Origin of the sequence: Paraburkholderia sp. RL17-380-BIE-A (assembly GCF_046028085.1) — a bacterium.
Classification (GTDB): Bacteria; Pseudomonadota; Gammaproteobacteria; order Burkholderiales; family Burkholderiaceae; genus Paraburkholderia.
In genome coordinates this window covers 65022-82727 of sequence record NZ_JARESQ010000029.1, presented here as the reverse complement: position 1 = coordinate 82727, position 17706 = coordinate 65022, and the positions used below count along the sequence as shown (strand labels likewise).

18 protein-coding genes, 1 tRNA gene and 1 pseudogene are annotated in these 17706 nt (G+C 62.0%); 7 read left to right on the top strand and 13 right to left on the bottom strand.

Annotated features, from left to right (window positions below; genetic code table 11):
- Positions 1-147 (bottom strand): cytochrome oxidase putative small subunit CydP (cydP, locus tag P0D68_RS33795; RefSeq protein ID WP_408302553.1); only part of this gene is annotated, 147 nt, incomplete at its 3' end.
- A 346-nt stretch (positions 148-493) separates the two neighbouring features.
- Complete coding sequence (gene rpoH / locus P0D68_RS33790; RefSeq protein WP_091796837.1) at positions 494-1429, bottom strand: RNA polymerase sigma factor RpoH; 936 nt, start codon at positions 1427-1429, stop codon at positions 494-496.
- A 363-nt stretch (positions 1430-1792) separates the two neighbouring features.
- Here rpoH and P0D68_RS33785 point away from each other — a divergent pair, with 363 nt between their 5' ends.
- Both P0D68_RS33785 and P0D68_RS33780 read left to right on the top strand, forming a co-directional pair.
- Complete coding sequence (locus P0D68_RS33785) at positions 1793-2356, top strand: acyloxyacyl hydrolase (RefSeq protein ID WP_408302418.1); 564 nt, start codon at positions 1793-1795, stop codon at positions 2354-2356.
- Positions 2357-2399: 43 nt separating this feature from the next.
- Positions 2400-2783 carry a nuclear transport factor 2 family protein gene (locus P0D68_RS33780; RefSeq protein ID WP_091796835.1) on the top strand — a complete coding sequence of 128 codons (384 nt, stop codon included), beginning with the start codon at positions 2400-2402 and terminating at the stop codon, positions 2781-2783.
- Positions 2784-3068: 285 nt separating this feature from the next.
- Here P0D68_RS33780 and P0D68_RS33775 read toward each other — a convergent pair.
- Positions 3069-4085 (bottom strand): annotated as a pseudogene (locus P0D68_RS33775) (2-isopropylmalate synthase); the annotation flags it as partial.
- A gap of 491 nt (positions 4086-4576) precedes the next feature.
- A complete protein-coding gene (gene ybiB / locus P0D68_RS33770; protein ID WP_091800833.1) occupies positions 4577-5548 on the bottom strand; it encodes a DNA-binding protein YbiB in 972 nt (323 codons plus the stop codon).
- A 228-nt stretch (positions 5549-5776) separates the two neighbouring features.
- Here ybiB and P0D68_RS33765 point away from each other — a divergent pair, with 228 nt between their 5' ends.
- A complete protein-coding gene (locus tag P0D68_RS33765; protein WP_091796833.1) occupies positions 5777-6475 on the top strand; it encodes a fumarylacetoacetate hydrolase family protein in 699 nt (232 codons plus the stop codon).
- A 25-nt stretch (positions 6476-6500) separates the two neighbouring features.
- Positions 6501-7145 carry a maleylacetoacetate isomerase gene (gene maiA, locus P0D68_RS33760; protein WP_091796832.1) on the top strand — a complete coding sequence of 215 codons (645 nt, stop codon included), beginning with the start codon at positions 6501-6503 and terminating at the stop codon, positions 7143-7145.
- A 126-nt stretch (positions 7146-7271) separates the two neighbouring features.
- Here maiA and ftsY read toward each other — a convergent pair whose 3' ends face one another.
- Complete coding sequence (gene ftsY, locus P0D68_RS33755; protein ID WP_408302421.1) at positions 7272-8438, bottom strand: signal recognition particle-docking protein FtsY; 1167 nt, start codon at positions 8436-8438, stop codon at positions 7272-7274.
- Between the two features lie 241 nt (positions 8439-8679).
- Here ftsY and rsmD point away from each other — a divergent pair, with 241 nt between their 5' ends.
- The 3 genes from rsmD (at position 8680) to P0D68_RS33740 (ending at position 10242) form a co-directional block, all read left to right on the top strand.
- Complete coding sequence (rsmD, locus tag P0D68_RS33750) at positions 8680-9294, top strand: 16S rRNA (guanine(966)-N(2))-methyltransferase RsmD (protein WP_408302423.1); 615 nt, start codon at positions 8680-8682, stop codon at positions 9292-9294.
- A gap of 111 nt (positions 9295-9405) precedes the next feature.
- Positions 9406-9921 (top strand): pantetheine-phosphate adenylyltransferase, encoded by a 516-nt coding sequence (gene coaD, locus P0D68_RS33745; protein ID WP_091796829.1) that lies wholly within the window; start codon positions 9406-9408, stop codon positions 9919-9921.
- Positions 9922-9984: 63 nt separating this feature from the next.
- Positions 9985-10242, top strand: coding sequence for a YfhL family 4Fe-4S dicluster ferredoxin (locus P0D68_RS33740; protein ID WP_091796810.1), 258 nt, complete (start codon positions 9985-9987; stop codon positions 10240-10242).
- A gap of 92 nt (positions 10243-10334) precedes the next feature.
- Here the strand turns inward: P0D68_RS33740 and hisC are convergent, their stop codons facing one another.
- The 8 genes from hisC to P0D68_RS33700 form a co-directional block, all read right to left on the bottom strand.
- Entirely contained in the window at positions 10335-11414 is a 1080-nt protein-coding gene (gene hisC, locus P0D68_RS33735; RefSeq protein WP_408302426.1) for a histidinol-phosphate transaminase, read from the bottom strand.
- Positions 11415-11531: 117 nt separating this feature from the next.
- Positions 11532-12134 carry an aminoacyl-tRNA hydrolase gene (gene pth, locus P0D68_RS33730; RefSeq protein ID WP_408302428.1) on the bottom strand — a complete coding sequence of 201 codons (603 nt, stop codon included), beginning with the start codon at positions 12132-12134 and terminating at the stop codon, positions 11532-11534.
- Between the two features lie 149 nt (positions 12135-12283).
- On the bottom strand, positions 12284-12907 hold the full coding sequence (locus P0D68_RS33725; RefSeq protein WP_091796807.1) for a 50S ribosomal protein L25/general stress protein Ctc: 624 nt from the start codon (positions 12905-12907) through the stop codon (positions 12284-12286).
- 164 nt (positions 12908-13071) lie between these two features.
- The gene (locus P0D68_RS33720) at positions 13072-14028 is read right to left on the bottom strand and encodes a ribose-phosphate pyrophosphokinase (protein WP_006048037.1); all 957 of its coding nucleotides are present in this window, start codon (positions 14026-14028) and stop codon (positions 13072-13074) included.
- A 46-nt stretch (positions 14029-14074) separates the two neighbouring features.
- Positions 14075-14151, bottom strand: a tRNA-Gln gene (locus P0D68_RS33715).
- A 52-nt stretch (positions 14152-14203) separates the two neighbouring features.
- Complete coding sequence (ispE, locus tag P0D68_RS33710) at positions 14204-15085, bottom strand: 4-(cytidine 5'-diphospho)-2-C-methyl-D-erythritol kinase (RefSeq protein WP_091796806.1); 882 nt, start codon at positions 15083-15085, stop codon at positions 14204-14206.
- Positions 15086-15163: 78 nt separating this feature from the next.
- Positions 15164-15796 (bottom strand): lipoprotein insertase outer membrane protein LolB, encoded by a 633-nt coding sequence (lolB, locus tag P0D68_RS33705; protein ID WP_091796805.1) that lies wholly within the window; start codon positions 15794-15796, stop codon positions 15164-15166.
- On the bottom strand, positions 15796-17625 hold the full coding sequence (locus tag P0D68_RS33700) for a tetratricopeptide repeat protein (RefSeq protein ID WP_408302431.1): 1830 nt from the start codon (positions 17623-17625) through the stop codon (positions 15796-15798). The genes lolB and P0D68_RS33700 overlap by 1 nt, the downstream gene beginning before the upstream one ends.
- Between the last annotated feature and the right edge of the window lie 81 nt (positions 17626-17706).

The following is a 17706-nucleotide window of genomic DNA, read 5'->3' as shown; positions in this document are numbered from 1 at the left end:
AGCGTATTTGAGCGCCATCAGCAGTACGAATTTGATGGCGAGGACGATGGCGATGTCCCGCGCCAACGTCGGACCGCGCACCCAGCCGTGGAACCTCTTGCGCAGGCTCGGGCGGCGGACGGTATTGCGATTGAGGGCTATGGTCATGATCGGTAGAAGGCAACTTCACACCGGTGAATCCGGCTGGCGCCAGGCCGCTTGAACGCATCAACGGTCTGGCGAATGCATCCCGATTCTAGGAGCAGAACCTCGCGCGCAACGGTTCCGTGCTGCGGCATTGGGTCGCGAGACTTGCGTCGTTTGACCAGTATTGCTATCGGGTTTGTGTTACGTCAAGAAACGCGTTGACCTTGCATTGGGCTGCACGCATGCGGGCGCCTGGGGGGCATGCGGCAGCGCGGGCGAAAAAAAGCCCCGCCGTCTTGCGAGGGCGGGGCTTTAGCGGTTGGCTACCGCGCGCCGGGCGAACCGGCATGCTGAAACGCTTCAGGCTTTACGCATATTCGGTGAGCGCACCGCGCATCTTCTTCATTGCGCTCGCCTCGATCTGGCGAATCCGCTCGGCCGATACGCCAAACTCGTCGGCGAGTTCGTGCAGCGTCGAGCCACCCGAGCCGTCGTCTTCCACCTTCAGCCAGCGTGCCTCGATGATGCGGCGGCTGCGGGCGTCCAGTGCGTCCAGCGCGCTTGCGATACCGTCGCTTTGCAGCTTGTCGCGCTGACGCGAAGCCAGCACGGCAGTCGGTTCGCTATGCGAGTCGGCCAGATAAGCGATCGGCGCGTACGACTCTTCGCCGTCTTCAACCTGGCCTTCCAGCGCGATGTCGCCGCCGGACAGACGCGTTTCCATTTCGGAAACTTCTTCGCGCTTCACGTTCAACTCTTTGGCCAGATCGTCGATCTGGTCCGGCGTGAACGCGCCCAGCCCTTGCTTGTGGCTGCGCAGATTGAAAAACAGCTTGCGCTGCGCCTTGGTCGTGGCGACTTTCACCATCCGCCAGTTGCGCAGAATGTATTCGTGGATCTCGGCCTTGATCCAGTGCATGGCGTACGACACGAGGCGCACGTTCTGCTCCGGATCGAAGCGCTTCACGGCCTTCATCAGGCCGATATTGCCTTCCTGGATCAGGTCGGCGTGCGGCAGTCCATAACCCAGATAGTTGCGCGCGATCGATACGACCAGCCGCAGGTGCGACAGGACGAGACGGCGCGCGGACTCGAGGTTGTCCTGCTCGCGAAATTCGGTGGCGAACTGGCGTTCTTCCGCCGGCGTCAGCATCGGAATCCGATTTACGGCCTGGATGTAGGCGTCGATATTGCCCAGTTGACCGGGCAGCAGCGAGGAATGCGAGAGCGCCAGCGCACCTGCCGAAGCGGCCTTAGCCGACGACGGGCTCAGAGTACTCGGAAGGGTCATTGCATGGCTCACGTAGGAAACTCCTTTGGAATCAGACAAAAGCTTGTTCAGGTAACGACTCCAGCGTTGGATGTTAGCACTCTGATTTACCGAGTGCTAATACTTAGAGGGCGTAGGGCCTTCTAGGTTCCGCAAATCGCTATTGAAATTCACGATCCAATAGCCATGGTACGCCTTGTTCAGCACCTCTGTTTGGAGCGTAGAAGTTACCTGTCAAAGCGCATTTGAGACGATAAGTGACCGATATTTGCTGAATTTGAAGTGACTAATTGCGAAAAATTGGATTCCTTCATACGATCCACTTAATCGAGATTGACCTTAGAATACGCAGAACTGTTACGAATTGTTCAACGTTCGGCGGAGAGCGGGTGTTAGATGAACAACAAAAAGAATGCTTTGCGTGGTCTGGCTCTAAAAATTGCGACAGGGGCGGTACTGGTGGGAATGTCGGCATTGGCTTCAGCGGACCAGTTCGGCGTACAGGTGGCCGGTGGACTCGGCGATCGTCACGTCAAGAAACTCGATCTGGGAATCGTCTGGGATCCGGATCTGACCTGGTGGCAGATCGGCGACTGGCATTTCTCGCTGATCGGCGAAGCGCATGTGGCATGGTGGCACACCAACGAAGGCAACGTGCACGACAATATCGCCGAGGTTGGCGTGACGCCGATCATCCGCTTCATCAAGGAATCGGGCCCGATCCGCCCGTATGCCGAAGTAGGCGCGGGCATCCGCTTGCTTTCGAGCCCTCGGCTATCTTCGACCTTCACGCTGGGCACGGCGTTCCAGTTCGCTGACATGGCCGGCCTGGGCATGCAGTTCGGCAACCGCCAGCAGTATCAGGCGGGCTATCGCTTCCAGCATATTTCCAACGGCGGTATCAAAGAGCCGAATCCTGGTATAAATTTCCACCAGCTATATCTGCAATATAACTTCTGACGACCGTGGCCACGTTCGGCTCATCGGTGCGAGGGGCTGAGCGATGGTGGCAAAGATATTCGAAGCGATTCGCGCGGTCGAGCGAGAGCGTTTTCGTGCAATGGTCGACGGCGACGGCCAGTCGCTCGACTCGCTGCTCGCGGATAACGTGAGCTACGTTCACACGAACGGCAAGCGGGAAACGAAGCGGCAGTTCATCGACGGGATTGTCGCGGGGCGCCGCCGCTATCGGCAGATCGAGGTGCAGTCGCAAGATCTGCTGCCGGTCGGGCGGGAAACCTGCGTGGTCACCGGCCGGGCGTTGATCGAAATGGAAGCGAACAACGGCGCGCTGCTGTTTCCGATTGCCTACACGGCGATCCATACGCAGGAAGACGGGCAATGGCGCCTGATCGCCTGGCAAGCGACGCGTTGCGCAATCGAGTGAACCTTTTGAGCTCACTCTATCGGGCCGGTTGCGCCTTTTGAGCGTCCGGTTGCCACGAGCGAGCGGGTAGCTCGCTTGTGGTTTGCGTGTGTCCCGCGCATGTGCCGCTTTGGCTTCGGCGTGGGGCTGATCGCGGCCTCACTTGCGGCCTGATTCGAGGCCTTACCCAAGGCCTCTCCCGGAGCCAGATTGTCAGGCCGCGACGCTCTCCTGATCCACACCGCTCCACTCGCGACTACCCATCGTTTCGGCCTCGACCATGACAGTCTTTTCGGCCGCGACGCCTTGTCGCGCCCCATGCTTTGCCTGAATCACCGTATCGCCCGCATACGGGTGCCGCGGATCCACCGGCAACTGGTTGCACCGCTCCACCACGCGCCGGATCGCCGCCATATCCGAGAAATCGAGCCCCGTGTCGATGCCTTGCGTAGCCAGATTCATTGCGAGCGCGACGAGATCGACATTGCCGGTGCGCTCGCCGTTGCCGAACAGACAGCCTTCGACGCGGTCCGCACCCGCCAGCAGCGCCAGTTCCGCGGCGGCCACGGCGGTGCCGCGATCGTTATGCGGATGCACGGACAGCACGATGCTGTCGCGATAGGCGAGATTGCGATCCATCCATTCGATCTGGTCGGCGAATACGTTCGGCGTCGCCGCCTCCACGCTCGCGGGAAGGTTGACGATCATTTTGTGATCGCGCGTGGGCCGCCATGTCTGCGCCACCGCGTCGCATACCTCGCGCGAAAACGGCAGCTCGGCGGTATTGAACGTTTCGGGCGAGTACTGGAAGGTCCAGTGCGTGCCGGGCCGCGCCTGCGCATGCGCCTTGATGATTTGCGTGCCCTCCACGGCCAGCGCCTTGATTTCGGCCTTCGACTGGTTGAAAACGATCCGGCGAAACGTCGGGCAGATTGCGTTGTACAAATGCACGATCGCGCGCGGCACGCCTTCCAGCGCTTCGAATGTGCGCGCGATCAGTTCCGCTCGCGATGGCATGAACACCTCGATCGTCACGTCGTCGGGAATGCGGTTTTCCTCGATCAGCTTGCGGACGAAATCGAAATCCGTTTGCGATGCCGACGGATAGCCCACCTCGATCTCCTTGAAGCCGATTGCGACCAGCATCTCGAAGAATTCGAGTTTTTGTGCGGCGTTCATCGGCTCGATGAGCGCCTGGTTGCCGTCGCGCAAATCGGTGCTCATCCAGACCGGCGCCTGGTTGATCGTGCGGCTCGGCCATTTGCGGCCGGTCAGTCGTACAGCAGGGAAGGGGCGGTATTTTTCAGCGGGATTGCGCAACATGGTGAGCCTCGTTCGTGGTGTCGTCTGCAAAAGGGTGTGGCGTCGAGCGGTTGGCGGACTGCCACGGGTGCACGGTCCGCCAACCGGTGGTTAGCGGCAGTAACGAACGGGCGCGAACGAACAGCGTCATCGAGATGGCGAAAACGGACGTGGAGATGGCCCATGCGACGTGCATTTGATCCTCGTGCTTCGTCCGCGCGGTAAACGGACGAATGCAAACGACTACAGGTGGTGAAGAACTACGCTTTGGGGATGAAACGGGAACAGCTGGGAGGACCGCACGAAGGCAACGCGGTTGCCGACGCGCCGACGCTACGCCTGACTTACGCTAGGCGTAGCGATAGGGGCCGCGCTAGGCGGCCGGAGGTAATTCGGAGGGTGTTCGGAAGGGAACGCATGGGTCTAATGTATGACGGCGCGCGACAGCGTGTCAACCCGCCGCGCTCTCGCCGGGCGACGGCGAGCGAGTCGTCGCGCTTACTGCGAGGCCGTCACACCGGCATTCTGGCGACGTCCACGATCAGTTCGACCTGCCGTTCGATCGCGCTCGGCACCGGCGCCTCGCCACGCAGGACGGCGCTGATCCAGGCGGCTGTCGTCGGCGCGTCTTTGGCCTCGGGCAAGTCGACTTCCGGCGCATCGGGCGACGAGCGTTCATGCGGCACGCGTGTTTCGCAGATCCCGTCGTGCAGCCAGTCGACCTGCACTTGACGGCGCGTATCCGCCACCGCTTCGCCTTCCGTACCGCGCGCGAGCAGGGCGCCGCCGGCTGCCGCGTCCGGGTGTGTGTTGAACAGTTGAGTGAGACTGTCGCGATAGGGCGGGTGCGTGTAGTTCACGAGGCGCAATCCCGCGGGCGCGAACGGTTGCAGAATCTTTACCAGCGTGTGCGTCGAATTACGCACGCCCATGCGCCGGCGCAGCGCGAGCAGGCGCGCGAGTTTCGGCGCGAGCATGTCGATCGGCGCGAACGCAAGGCGGCGCTCGGCGAGACCGTCTTCGATGTCGGCGAGCGAGCGCGCGTGCGGAATCTGCAGATGCGTGAAGATTTCCGCGCTCGTCACGCGGCCCGGATCTTCGGTTACGCCATGCACCAGCACCGGCACGCCTTCGCGAGCCAGCAGCAGGGCGAGCAGCGGCACCAGATTCGGCTGCTTGCGCGCGCCGTTGTAGGTGGGTATCGACACGGGCCGAAACGCGCCGTGCGGCAGATGAACCGGCTCGAACGACGCATGCGCGCCGGCCAGCATCGCGGCGAGTTCGTCGGCGGTTTCGCCCTTCACGCGATACGCGAGCAACACCGCGCCGAGTTCGAGATCGGCCACGCGGCCGTCGAGCATGGCGGTGTAGAGCGCGCGCGTATCGTCGGCAGTCAGCGCGCGGGCGCCGTTGGGGCCCCGGCCGATTTCCTTGATGAAGCGGGCGCAGGGGAAGGGATTGGCGGTGTCGGCGGAGTCGGTCATCGGGCGCAGTGGGACGTATTGGCGTGCCGCCTCGGGGCGGTCGGCCATGGTATTCAAGGGACGCTATTCAGTGTGAGTATCGCATCTATGGCGATCCGGCGAGGCAGCGCGTCCGCGGTTCGGGCCTTGCCGGTTCACGCCGAACTGCTGCGCGCGGCGCTTTGCCGCGCGTTACACTCGATGTTTTATTGCCGCGCTGGCGGCATACATCAACGAACGGAGAACGGGATGAGTTACGTGTTTGCACCCGCACCGGTGGTCGCGGTGCCAGTGGTGGGGTCCAGCGAGCAGTTCGCGGTGCGTCGCATCTACTGCGTGGGCCGCAATTACGAGGCACATGCGCGGGAGATGGGACACGATCCTGATCGCGAACCGCCGTTCTTCTTCACCAAGCCGGCTGACGCCGTGCTGTACGTCGCGCCTGGCGCAACCGGGGAGTTTCCTTATCCGTCGCAGTCGAAAAACGTCCATTTCGAAATGGAAATGGTGGCGGCGATCGGCAAGGGCGGCAAGAACATTCCGGCCGAAACCGCGCTCGACCACGTCTACGGCTATGCGCTCGGTCTGGACATGACGCGCCGCGATCTGCAGGCGGAAGCGAAAAAGCTCGGCCGGCCGTGGGACACCGCGAAGGGCTTCGATCACTCGGCGCCGCTCGGCCCGATCCATCCGGCGGCCACGGTCGGCCATGTCGGCAAGGGCGCGATCTGGTTGTCGGTCAACGGCGAGGAAAAGCAAAGCTCGGACGTGTCGCAACTGATCTGGTCGGTGGCCGAGACGGTCGCTTATCTGTCGACGCTGTTCGAATTGCAACCCGGTGATCTGATTTTCACCGGCACGCCGGAAGGCGTCGGCGCGGTGGTGCCGGGCGATCTGATGAAGGGCGGCGTGGACGGGCTCGGCGAGCTCAGCGTGCGCGTCGTCTGACGGCCGGTTGGGGGAGACAGACAACATGAAGCTCTACAGCTATTTCCGTAGTTCGGCGTCCTATCGCGTGCGTATTGCGCTGAACGTGAAGAATCTGCCGTATGACTACGTGCCGGTCCACCTCGTGCGCGACGGCGGCGAGCAGTTGAAGCCCGAATACCGGAAAGTGAATGTGGACGGCATCGTGCCGACCTTCGTCGACGGCAACGACGTGATGCCGCAGTCGCTCGCGATCATCGAGTATCTGGAAGAGACGCACCCTGAGCCGCCTCTGCTGCCCGTGGCGCCGGCCGATCGCGCGTATGTGCGTGCGCTGGCACTGCAGGTGGCGTGCGAGATTCATCCGCTGAACAATCTGCGCGTGCTGAAGTATCTGAAGCACACCTTGTGTGTCGACGACGATGCCAAGGACGCGTGGTACCGGCATTGGGTGGAAGCAGGTTTCGCGACGTTCGAAGCACACGTCGCGGGCGACTCGCGTACCGGCAAGCTGTGTTTTGGCGATACGCCCACGATCGCCGATACCTGCCTGATTCCGCAGGTGTTCAACGCGCAACGCTTCAAGGTCGACACCGCGAAGTTTCCGACGATCCAGCGCATCTACGACTACGCAATGCAACTTGATGCGTTTGCCCGCGCGGCGCCAGGCGTGCAGCCCGACACCGAGTAAGCCTGCACGATCCGGCTTGCTCCGGTCTGATCGGGGCGGCGGGGTAAAAGAAGGGCACTCCGCGGAGTGCCCTTCTTTGCTGTTTCGGCCGTCGCTGCTGTCGCAGTCGCTCTAAGCGCTGTAGCGTTAGCCACCCAGCAACGCGTCGGAAAACTCCTCCGCGCTGAACGGCTGCAAGTCCTCGACCTTTTCGCCCACGCCGATGAAGTACACCGGAATCGGACGCTGCCGGGCGATCGCGGCCAGAATGCCGCCTTTCGCCGTGCCGTCGAGCTTGGTGACGATCAGGCCGGTGAGGCCGAGCGCATCGTCGAAAGCTTTCACTTGCGCGAGTGCGTTCTGGCCGGTGTTGGCGTCGATCACCAGCAGTACCTCGTGCGGCGCGCCGTCTTGTGCCTTGCCGATCACGCGTTTCACCTTGCGCAATTCTTCCATGAGATGCAACTGGGTCGGCAGCCGACCGGCCGTGTCCGCCATCATCACGTCGATCTTGCGCGCACGCGCGGCGCCGACCGCGTCGAAGATCACGGCGGCCGGATCGCCGCTCTCCTGCGACACCACGGTCACGTTGTTGCGCTGGCCCCAGATGGCCAGTTGCTCGCGCGCGGCGGCGCGGAACGTGTCGCCCGCAGCCAGCAGCACCGACTGATCGAAGCTTTGCAGATGTTTGGCGAGCTTGCCGATGCTGGTGGTTTTGCCCGCGCCGTTGACGCCAGCGATCATCATGACGAGCGGCTGCGCGCGGCCGAGCATAAGCGATTTTTCAAGCGGCTTGAGCAGGTCGACCAGCAGTGTGCGCAGCGCCGCCTTGACCTGCTGCGGTTCGGTGAGGCGCTCGGCCCGCACTTTTTCGCGCAGCGCTTCGAGCAGGAATTCGGTGGCGTCGACGCCCGCGTCCGACATCAGCAGCGCGGTTTCGAGCTCTTCGTACAGATCCTCGTCGATCTTCGTGCCGACAAAGATGCCGGTCAGGCTCGAACTCGTTTTCGACAAACCAGTCTTCAGGCGTGTCAGCCATGAGCGCTTCGCGCCTGCGTCCTGCAGCGGAGGCGGAACGATTTCGACGGTTTCGGGCGCGGAATCTTCCGGCTCGGGCTCGATTGCCACCGGAGCGGCCGCAGCAGGCGCCTCGACGCGAGCCGGAGCCGCCGCCGGACGCGGGGTGGCCGGCGCGACCGGCGCAGGCGCCTGCACGGCGGCTTCGGGCGCCGGGGCTTCTGGCGCGGATTGCGACTCTTCTGGCGCGTTATCGGACTCTTTCGAACCCTTGAATCGTTTGAAAAAGCTGAACATGATCTGGCGTGGTGAGAGCGCGCGCCGATGCGCGCAGCCGGCATGACACCGGCGGGAGCGGCAGGCAGCGTTGCGATGCGGGATGCAAGGCGCTGGAAGCCGCACATTTTATCAGGCGCGCCGCTGCCCGTCGTATCGGCCGAACGGCCAGGCTGGACGCGCAGCGTCGCTGTGGTAACGTTGGCGCTCCGGCCCTCACGTATCGACGTTGCGGGCGCTTTCAAAACGTAATCGAAACTGCATGCCCCGTTCCGCACCTTCACGCGCCCATGGCGCTTCGTCCAAAGGCGGCAAGCCGCACGCCATCCGTATCATCGGCGGTGACTGGAAGCGCACGCCTTTGCCCGTGCTCGATCTGGACGGCTTGCGCCCCACGCCCGACCGCGTGCGCGAGACGCTGTTCAACTGGCTGGGCCAGAATCTGGACGGCCGGCGCTGCCTCGATCTGTTCGCCGGCAGCGGCGCGCTGGGCTTCGAGGCCGCGTCGCGCGGCGCCGCCCGGGTGTTGATGGTGGAGCGCAATGCGCGGGCCGCCAGCCAGTTGCGCGCCAATCAGGAACGCCTGTCGGCGCGCACGATCGAAATTGCTGAAGCCGACGGTTTGCGTCTTGCCGCGAGTCTCGCGCCCGGATCATTCGACGTGGTGTTTCTCGACCCGCCGTTCGGCGAAGATCTGCTCGGCAAAGCGCTCGCACTCGCCGTGCCGCTCGTCAGCGCAGACGGATTTCTATACGTGGAAGCCGGCGAGGCGCTCGAAGTCGAGGAAAACGAGACGCTCGCCGGGTGGGAAATCGTGCGGCAAGGGAAAGCGGGCGCTGTCCACTTTCATTTGCTGCAGCGCGAAAATAAGGAATAATGCGCGTTCCAAAACAAGCGCCGGGCGGTCTGCCGTCACGTGCGCGGTCGGTGCCAAATGCGTCGCGTGGACGCTTTGACGTGCCCTTTGTCTGAAGAGAGGAGAAGTCTCATGGTAGTCGCCGTGTACCCGGGCACGTTCGATCCGCTGACGCGCGGTCACGAAGACCTCGTTCGGCGCGCGTCGAGCATTTTCGACACGCTGGTGGTCGGCGTCGCCGACAGCCGTAACAAAAAGCCGTTTTTCACGCTCGAAGAGCGCCTCGACATTGCTCACGAAGTGCTCGGGCACTACCCGAACGTTCAGGTAATGAGTTTCAAGGGGCTGCTGAAGGATTTCGTGCGCAGCAATAACGCGCGGGTGATCGTGCGCGGCTTGCGGGCCGTGTCGGACTTCGAATATGAGTTCCAGATGGCCGGCATGAATCGCTATTTGCTGCCTGATGTCGAAACCATGTTCATGACGCCGTCCGATCAATACCAGTTCATTTCGGGCACGATCGTGCGCGAAATTGCCCAACTGGGCGGCGATGTCAGCAAATTCGTGTTCCCGTCGGTCGAGCAATGGCTGAAGGAAAAGGTCGCCGCGCTGGACCCGGCCAACGGCGCTTCGGCGGGGCAACCGTAACCGGCGTAAACTGTCGGTTTGACGGATCAAAGCTGGCTGCGGCCAGCGTGAAGTGAGAGAAGTATGGCCTTGATGATTACCGACGAGTGCATCAATTGCGACGTATGCGAGCCGGAGTGCCCGAACGACGCGATTTCGATGGGCCCGGAAATCTATGTGATCGACCCGAAGAAGTGTACCGAGTGCGTCGGGCATTTCGACGAGCCGCAGTGTATTCAGGTGTGCCCGGTCGAGTGTATTCCGCGCGATCCGGAGCATCTGGAAACGCCCGATGCGCTAATGGCGAAATACCACGCGCTACAGGCTGCAAAAAGCGAGTGAGGTACGGAGTTTAAAAAAAGCGGCGAGACCTTTTGGGCTCGCCGTTTTTTTATACCGTGCTTTTTAAGCTGTACGCCGCGCTATCCGACGCGCTATCCGACGTATGTGCCGAAGATGTCGCGCAACGCGCCCAGCAGAATGTCACATTCGGCGTCGGTGCCGACCGAGATCCGCAAATGTTGGTCGATTCGCGGCGCTTTGAAATGGCGCACGAAAATCTCCTTTTCCCTCAACTGTGACGCGAGCATCGCAGCGTCGTGGCCTTCGTGGCGCGCGAACAGAAGATTCGCCGCCGATGGCACCACCTCGAAGCAGAGTGCCGCCAATCCTGCTGCCAGCCGTTCACGGCTCGCGATGACCTTGGCGCACGTGTCGCAAAACCAGGCGTCGTCTTCGTATGCTGCAGTGGCGGCGACCTGTGCGAGGCGGTCTAACGGATAGGAGTTGAAACTATCCTTCACGCGATTCAGCGCGTCGATCAATTCCGGGCTGCCGAACGCAAAGCCAACGCGCATGCCGGCCAGCGAGCGCGACTTCGACACGGTCTGAACGACCAGCAGATTCGGATAGCGATCGATCAGGCCGACGGCCGATTGGGCACCGAAATCCACATAGGCCTCGTCGATCACCACCACGGAATCCGGATTGCCCGCGACGAGCCGCTCGATATCAGCGAGCGGCAGCGGCCGGCCGGTCGGCGCGTTCGGGTTAGGGAACAGAATGCCGCCATTCGGCGAGGCGTAATCGTCGACGTTGATTGCGAAGCTATCGTCGAGCGGGATGGTCTGGTAGTCGACTTCGAAAAGCCGCGCGTAGGTCGGATAGAAGCTATAAGTGATGTCCGGAAACAGCAAAGGTTTGTCGTGCTTGAGCAGTGCCTGGAAGGTGAGGGCGAGCACTTCGTCCGAGCCGTTGCCTGCAAAGACCTGTTCGGCGCGGATGCCGTGGTATGCGGCGACCGTTTCGCGGAGTTTTCGCGCCGTTGGATCGGGATAACGGCGCAACGATTCTGCCGAGTCGCCGAGTTCCTGCCGGATGGCCTCGAGTACGCGGGGCGACGGCGGATAGGGATTTTCGTTGGTATTCAGCTTCACCGGATGCGCAACCACGGGCTGCTCGCCGGGCACGTACGGCGTCAGATGATGAACGATGTCACTCCAATAGCGGCTCAAGCGATTCTCCCTCATACAAAGCGGCCGACCGGCGTTGGCGCAAAGCACCGGCTCGGGTCCTGCGCAGGATAGTTGCGGTCGACGGCGATACGGCGATCCAGGTTCCAGCAGCGGAGTCTATGGGTTGCGATGCAACTGCATCATCGCGCGTTCAAGCTCGCCCTTGATGACTTGCGGCATCACGGCCAGCGCACGCTCGATCGATGCATCGATCACATCCTGCTCTTCCCGCCGCGGCGGCTTCAACACGTAGTTGGCGACATCCGGCTTGGCGCCGGCGCGCGCGCTTTCCGGGATAAGATCCCGCGGATGCCCAATGCCGATCCGCAGCCGCCAGTATTGCTGCGACGACAGATGCGCGGTGATGTCCTTGAGCCCGTTGTGGCCGCCGCTGCCGCCGCCGAGCTTCAGCTTGACGCTGCCGCGCGGCATGTCGAGTTCGTCGTGCGCGACCAGAATCTCGTCCGGGAGAATCTTGAAGAACTGAGCAACCGCCACGACCGATTGTCCCGAGCGGTTCATATACGTCTGCGGTTCCAGCAGATGCACTTCCTCGCCGTGAAGCCGTGCCTTGGCGTAGAAACCGTGAAAACGCCGCTCGTCGCGCAGCGTCGTGCCTGCTTCGCACGCCAGTTGATCGACCAGCCAGAAGCCGGCGTTGTGGCGCGTCGCAGTGTATTCGGCGCCCGGATTGCCGAGGCCGACGATCAGCTTGATCATGATTGCGTAGGTCCATCTGGCTCGGAAGGCGAACGCAGCCGAGCCGAAAAAAACCGAAAAAAAACCCGCCGGGGCGAACCTCGGCGGGTCACATCGACCGTTTCATTGAAACGGATCGAGAGGATTACTTGCTCAGTGCCTCGTGGCCCTTAAGCAGCCGGCGTTTCGCCTTCACCTTCAGCAGCAGCGGCGTCGCCTTCAGCGATTGCGCCAGCCGGGATCGTTGCAGCTGCGACCACCGGGTTTTCTGCTTCGACGTGAGCAACCAGCGACACACCTGCCGGCAGCTTGATGTCCTTGGCGTGAACCGAGTGACCCGCTTCGATCGTCGCCAGATCAACTTCGAGGAATTCCGGCAGTGCCGACGGCAGGCACTCGATTTCGATTTCGTTGATGACGTGCGAGATCACCGCGCTCGACAGCTTCACTGCCGGGTTCGATTCCTGGTTCATGAAGTGCAGCGGCACCTTGGTGTGCAGCTTCTTCTTCGCGTCGACACGTTGGAAGTCCACGTGCAGCACGAGCTGACGGAACGGGTGGTATTGCACGTCGCGCAGCAGAACCTGTTGCGACTTGCCTGCCACTTCCAGATCGAGGATCGACGAGTGGAAAACTTCTTTCTTCAGCGCGTGCCACAGCGCGTTGTGGTCCAGTTCGACCAATTGCGTTTCAGCACCAGCGCCATATACGATGCCCGGGGTCTTGCCCGAGATACGCAGGCGGCGGCTCGCACCCGTACCTTGCAAAGAACGCTCGAAAGCGACTACTTTCATGTTGAATCTCCAATGCACTGCCCGCGACCAGGCAGTAAAAACGGGGCCTGCAAGCCATTACGGCTGAGGCCCCAGAACTGCGGCACGAACCTTCGTTCGTTCATGCCGATTGCGCGAAAGCGCAGTGTGCCGCCATGAGCGACGCGCTGCGCCTTCGCAAATACTTAACTTTCAGCGAACAGCGACATGACCGAATCGCCGCGGCGAATCCGCGAGAACGTTTCGGCCAGCAGGCCGGCGCTGGTCAACGAACGGATCTTGGCGCACGAACGGGCTTCTTCGCCGAGCGGGATCGTATCCGTGACAACGAGTTCGTCGAGTGCGGAAGCAGCGATACGCTCGCCTGCGCCGCCTGACAGAACCGGGTGAGTCGCGTAAGCGAACACCTGTTTTGCGCCGCGCTCCTTCAGAACCTGAGCTGCCTTGCAGAGCGTGCCGGCGGTATCGACCATGTCGTCCATGATCACGCAGGTGCGGCCTTCGACTTCACCGATAATGTTCATCACTTCGGCAACGTTCGCCTTCGGGCGGCGTTTGTCGATGATCGCGAGATCGCAATTCAGTTGCTTGGCCAATGCCCGGGCACGCACCACGCCGCCGACGTCCGGCGAAACGACCAGCAGGTTCTCGTAGTTCTGCTTGCGCAGATCGCCGAGCAGCACGGGCGTAGCGTAGATGTTGTCGACCGGAATGTCGAAGAAGCCTTGGATCTGGTCAGCGTGCAGATCCATCGTAATGATCCGCTCTACGCCGGCGATTTCCAGCATGTTCGCCACGATCTTCGCCGAGATGGCAACGCGCGCGGAACGCGGGCGGCGATCTTGACGGGCATAACCGAAGTAGGGGATGGCTGCGGTAATCCGGCCTGCGGATGCGCGCTTGAGCGCATCGACCATGATCATCAGTTCCATCAGATTGTCGTTCGCCGGTGCGCACGTGGACTGCAGGACAAAGACATCCTTGCCACGCACGTTTTCCTGAATCTCGACCTGGATTTCACCGTCCGAGAAACGGCTAACCATTGCTTTGCCGAGGGGAATACCGAGAATTTTGACGACTTCCTGTGCAAGCGCGGGATTTGCGTTGCCAGTAAAAACCATCAGGCCGTCATGGCTGCTCATCGTGCACCTACTTCAGGCTGGGGGCGAGGGGAAATGCGAGAAATTTTGGCAGGGGAGAAAGGATTCGAACCTTTGCATGCCGGAATCAAAATCCGGTGCCTTAACCAGCTTGGCGACTCCCCTACACTAACTCTGAGCTCCGCCGAACGTGGAGTTTCGTTCGACGATGCAAAACTTATGACGCGAAAGTAAAGAGTGGATGCTGATCGAGACTTGCCGCCACTGCGCTGTTCCATTCGCCTGGCAGTTTGGTTTGCACCGCTTCTGCTTCAGCTTTACTACGGAACGCTGCAAAGACACTTGCACCTGATCCAGACATCCGCGCTGGCGCGACGTTTTCAAACCATCGCAGCACTTGCGCTACTTCCGCGTACTTCCCTACGACAACCTGCTGCATGTCATTCCGGCCAAAGCTTTCTGGCCATTCAGTGTTGCAGCTAAGTTCTGCAGGAAAGTCCGTAATTGTGAGGGGTTTTGAATCTCTTGTCAACGCTTTTTCAGAAAAAATCGCTGCAGTCGGAACATGAACCCTCGGTGTCACTACTAGGAAATGGCGCGGCGGCAATTGTACAACGTCCAATGCTTCTCCGACACCCTGTGCGAACGCATTTTTTCCAAAAACAAAAAATGGCACATCGGCGCCGAGTTTCAACGCCAGCGCCTGCAATTCGAGACGCGGCAGGTTGAGCTTCCACAGACGGTTCAGCGCGAGCAACGTCGTCGCCGCGTCGGAGCTACCGCCGCCGAGGCCGGCGCCCATTGGCAGGCGCTTCTCGATTTCGATATCGACGCCTTCAGGCGAACCCGTATGCGTTTTGAGCAGCGTAGCGGCGCGCACGGTCAGGTCGTGCTCCGGCGGCACCTCGGCGATCTCGGTGCTGCGTGTGATGAGTCCGTCGTCGCGTCGCTTGAAGTGCAGGGTGTCGCCCCAGTCGAGCAACTGGAAGACCGTTTGCAGCGTGTGATAGCCATCCGGCCGGCGGCCGGTGATGTGCAGGAAGAGGTTGAGTTTCGCTGGCGCGAGGCAATCGCGCAGCGAATCGGTCGTTTCAATCATGAGTTGAGGCTACATGCGCCGGATGACGCAGAAGAAGCGGCAAGGTCGCGCGCGCAACGGTGCGTGAAGCGGCGCGGGTTACTGATCCAGAACGAGTTTGATGTCGAGAGGCGGCTGCGAGCGGCTCAGGTTGACGCGCTTCACACCGGTGGCCGGTGCTTCGGCGTACGCCAGGTAGTCGATCGTCCAGCCGTCCTGAGTAATCTCTTTGAGCCGCGAAGGTTGATCAGGGTCCTTCTCGGTCCTGGCGCGCGAAGTGGGCGCGGGCGACGGTTGCAGCCAATAGCGCAGCCCTTCGACCGGCAACACGAAGCCGAGCGCATTCTGCATCAGCGTGGAGACGTTATCCGCTGTGAGCGGCTGGCGATTGGGCAACTCCAGCGTGGCCGAAGCCGGCGACGACGTCACCACTGCCAGCGTCTGGCCGAGTGGATTGCGCAATTCGAGGGTCACTGTGTCGCCGGTTTCCTGCCAGCTGAAATTGCCATAGGCATTGCGCTGCTGGCCGTTCTGATCGTCGTACTGGACCGCGAAGCGGCCCTGGTAAGCACGGCTCGTCTGCGCGGTCACAGAGGTCGCCGCATTCGACGTGGACGGCCCCTGCGGTTTCACCGAGGCACAGCCGGACAATGCGACAACCGCTGCCGCCGCGAGTCCGAGCGCCGCGCCACGCGGCGCCCGGGGAAGGGAAATCAGACGGGAAAGACGCATCAAAGATCGTTCACCTGAAGACGTTGGAGCGTTTTGACCAGCGTGTCGTTGTCCGGTTCGAGCTTGCGCGCGTCGCGGAAAGCGGCGCGTGCCTGATCCTGATTGCCGGTTTTCCACAACACTTCGCCGAGGTGCGCGCCGATTTCGGCGTTCGGCTGCATGTCGTACGCTTTGCGCAGCAGCTTGATCGCGTCCGACGTATCGCCCATCCGGTATTTGACCCAGCCGACGCTGTCCATGATGAACGCGTCGTTCGGCGCCAGCGAGGATGCCTTCTCGACCAGTTTGTCCGCTTCGGCGAGGCGCTGATTGCGATCAGCCAGCGAGTACCCGAGCGCGTTATACGCTTGCGGATTGTCCGGCTGCGTCTGGATCAGCTTGCGCAACTGCGCTTCCATGATGTCGTAATGTCCGGTCTTTTCGGCGGACATCGCGTAGTCGTAGGTCAGATCAGGGTCGTCGGGAAACTGCGCCGTGGCTTGCTGCAGGCGTGTTTCCGCCTCCGGATAGCGCTTTGCGTCGAACAGGATCGCCGCGTCCGTGCGTAAGATCAGTGCCTGGTCGCGCGGATCGGGCGCCTGCAGGTTGGCTAGCAACTTGCGCGCGTCGTCGGTCTTGCCCTGCTTGGCGAGCAATTGCGCGCGCGTGATCTGCGCCGGCACGAATTGCTGGCTCGACGGCGAAATCTTGTTCAGCCAGTCGCCCGCTGCCGCATCGTTCTTCTGTTCGAGCGACAGTTGCGCAAGATAGATGTACGCCTGGCCCGGATCGGCGCCCGGCGTTTTCTCGGCCTGCTGTGCGTACTGCGTGAGGTACGTTTGCGCCTCGTTGAAATTCTTTTGCTGGATCTTGATCAGCGCGAGCGCCATGAGCGGCGTGAGGTCGTTCGCGTTGTTCTTGTGCATGATCTCGAACTGCTTCTGCGCGTCGTCCAGACGGTCGCTCGCCAGATACATCTGGGCGAGCGCGAGACGCGCGTCATGCGATTTCGGGTTTTGCTGCACGTACTTTTCGAGCGAGGCGATGCCTTCCTTGCGCTCTTCCGGGCCCATTTGCGACAGCATCAGCGCGGCCGGCAAATAGTCGGGCTTGAGCGCAAGCGCCTGCTCGAGCGACTTGCGCGCGCCCGGCGCGTCGTCCGAAACGAGCTGCTGGCGGGCGATGGCCAGTTGCGCTTCCGGCCGGTTCATGTCGTTCTTGAGCAGATCCTGCAGCACGTGCAGGCCGCCGATCCGGTTCGGCCCGCGCGAGAGCAGCAGTTGCAACGCCAGAATTGCGCTGCCGCGATTGGCGGCGGGCACCCTGGCGAGTTCGCGGGCGAGGATCTGCTCCGCGTCGTCAGGCTTGCCGGACAGCACGAGCAGCGACGCGTCCAGTTGCGCTGCGCGTTCCGAGTTCGGCGCATACTGCTGCCACAATTGCGCGGCGGCCAAAGCATCCGACGGGCTTTGCGCGGCCAGCGCGATTTCGGTGGCGCGTTGCGCCATGCGCGGATCGTGCGTGTCGCGCGCGAGGGCGAGGTAGGTCTGATAGGCGGGCGCCGGCTGGTCGCGCTGCAGCGCGACTTCGGCGGCGAGCACCTGGAATACGATCTGGCTCGTTAATGGCACACCAGGCAGGGACTTCTGGTCTTCGGCCGATGCCGGGCCAAGCGGGTCCGGCAGGGTGACCGAGGTGTCATCCGAGTCCTGCGCGTGCGCGGGCACGGCAGCCAGCGCCCAGACGGCGAGCGCCGCCGCGCCGAGCATCCGGCGAGCGGACACGGCGTGCGGTACGCGGAGTGCGCTAGCCGGGCGCTTCAAAAACAGCTTCACGAAGGACAAGTTCATGGAAATCCGTTCAATGTTTCGGACGATTGTAACGCGCTCGCTACAATACGCGCACAACCACTCACGCAAGTTGCAGACCAG

Coding starts and splice junctions, on each gene's coding strand:
- P0D68_RS33785 (WP_408302418.1), top strand. CDS start 1,793: ATGAACAACAAAAAGAATGCTTTGCGTGGTCTGGCTCTAAAAATTGCG.
- P0D68_RS33700 (WP_408302431.1), bottom strand. CDS start 17,625: ATGAACTTGTCCTTCGTGAAGCTGTTTTTGAAGCGCCCGGCTAGCGCA.
- P0D68_RS33725 (WP_091796807.1), bottom strand. CDS start 12,907: ATGAAAGTAGTCGCTTTCGAGCGTTCTTTGCAAGGTACGGGTGCGAGC.
- rsmD (WP_408302423.1), top strand. CDS start 8,680: ATGCCCCGTTCCGCACCTTCACGCGCCCATGGCGCTTCGTCCAAAGGC.
- ispE (WP_091796806.1), bottom strand. CDS start 15,085: ATGATTGAAACGACCGATTCGCTGCGCGATTGCCTCGCGCCAGCGAAA.
- coaD (WP_091796829.1), top strand. CDS start 9,406: ATGGTAGTCGCCGTGTACCCGGGCACGTTCGATCCGCTGACGCGCGGT.
- P0D68_RS33765 (WP_091796833.1), top strand. CDS start 5,777: ATGAGTTACGTGTTTGCACCCGCACCGGTGGTCGCGGTGCCAGTGGTG.
- P0D68_RS33780 (WP_091796835.1), top strand. CDS start 2,400: ATGGTGGCAAAGATATTCGAAGCGATTCGCGCGGTCGAGCGAGAGCGT.
- maiA (WP_091796832.1), top strand. CDS start 6,501: ATGAAGCTCTACAGCTATTTCCGTAGTTCGGCGTCCTATCGCGTGCGT.
- pth (WP_408302428.1), bottom strand. CDS start 12,134: ATGATCAAGCTGATCGTCGGCCTCGGCAATCCGGGCGCCGAATACACT.
- lolB (WP_091796805.1), bottom strand. CDS start 15,796: ATGCGTCTTTCCCGTCTGATTTCCCTTCCCCGGGCGCCGCGTGGCGCG.
- ftsY (WP_408302421.1), bottom strand. CDS start 8,438: ATGTTCAGCTTTTTCAAACGATTCAAGGGTTCGAAAGAGTCCGATAAC.
- P0D68_RS33720 (WP_006048037.1), bottom strand. CDS start 14,028: ATGAGCAGCCATGACGGCCTGATGGTTTTTACTGGCAACGCAAATCCC.
- P0D68_RS33740 (WP_091796810.1), top strand. CDS start 9,985: ATGGCCTTGATGATTACCGACGAGTGCATCAATTGCGACGTATGCGAG.
- ybiB (WP_091800833.1), bottom strand. CDS start 5,548: ATGACCGACTCCGCCGACACCGCCAATCCCTTCCCCTGCGCCCGCTTC.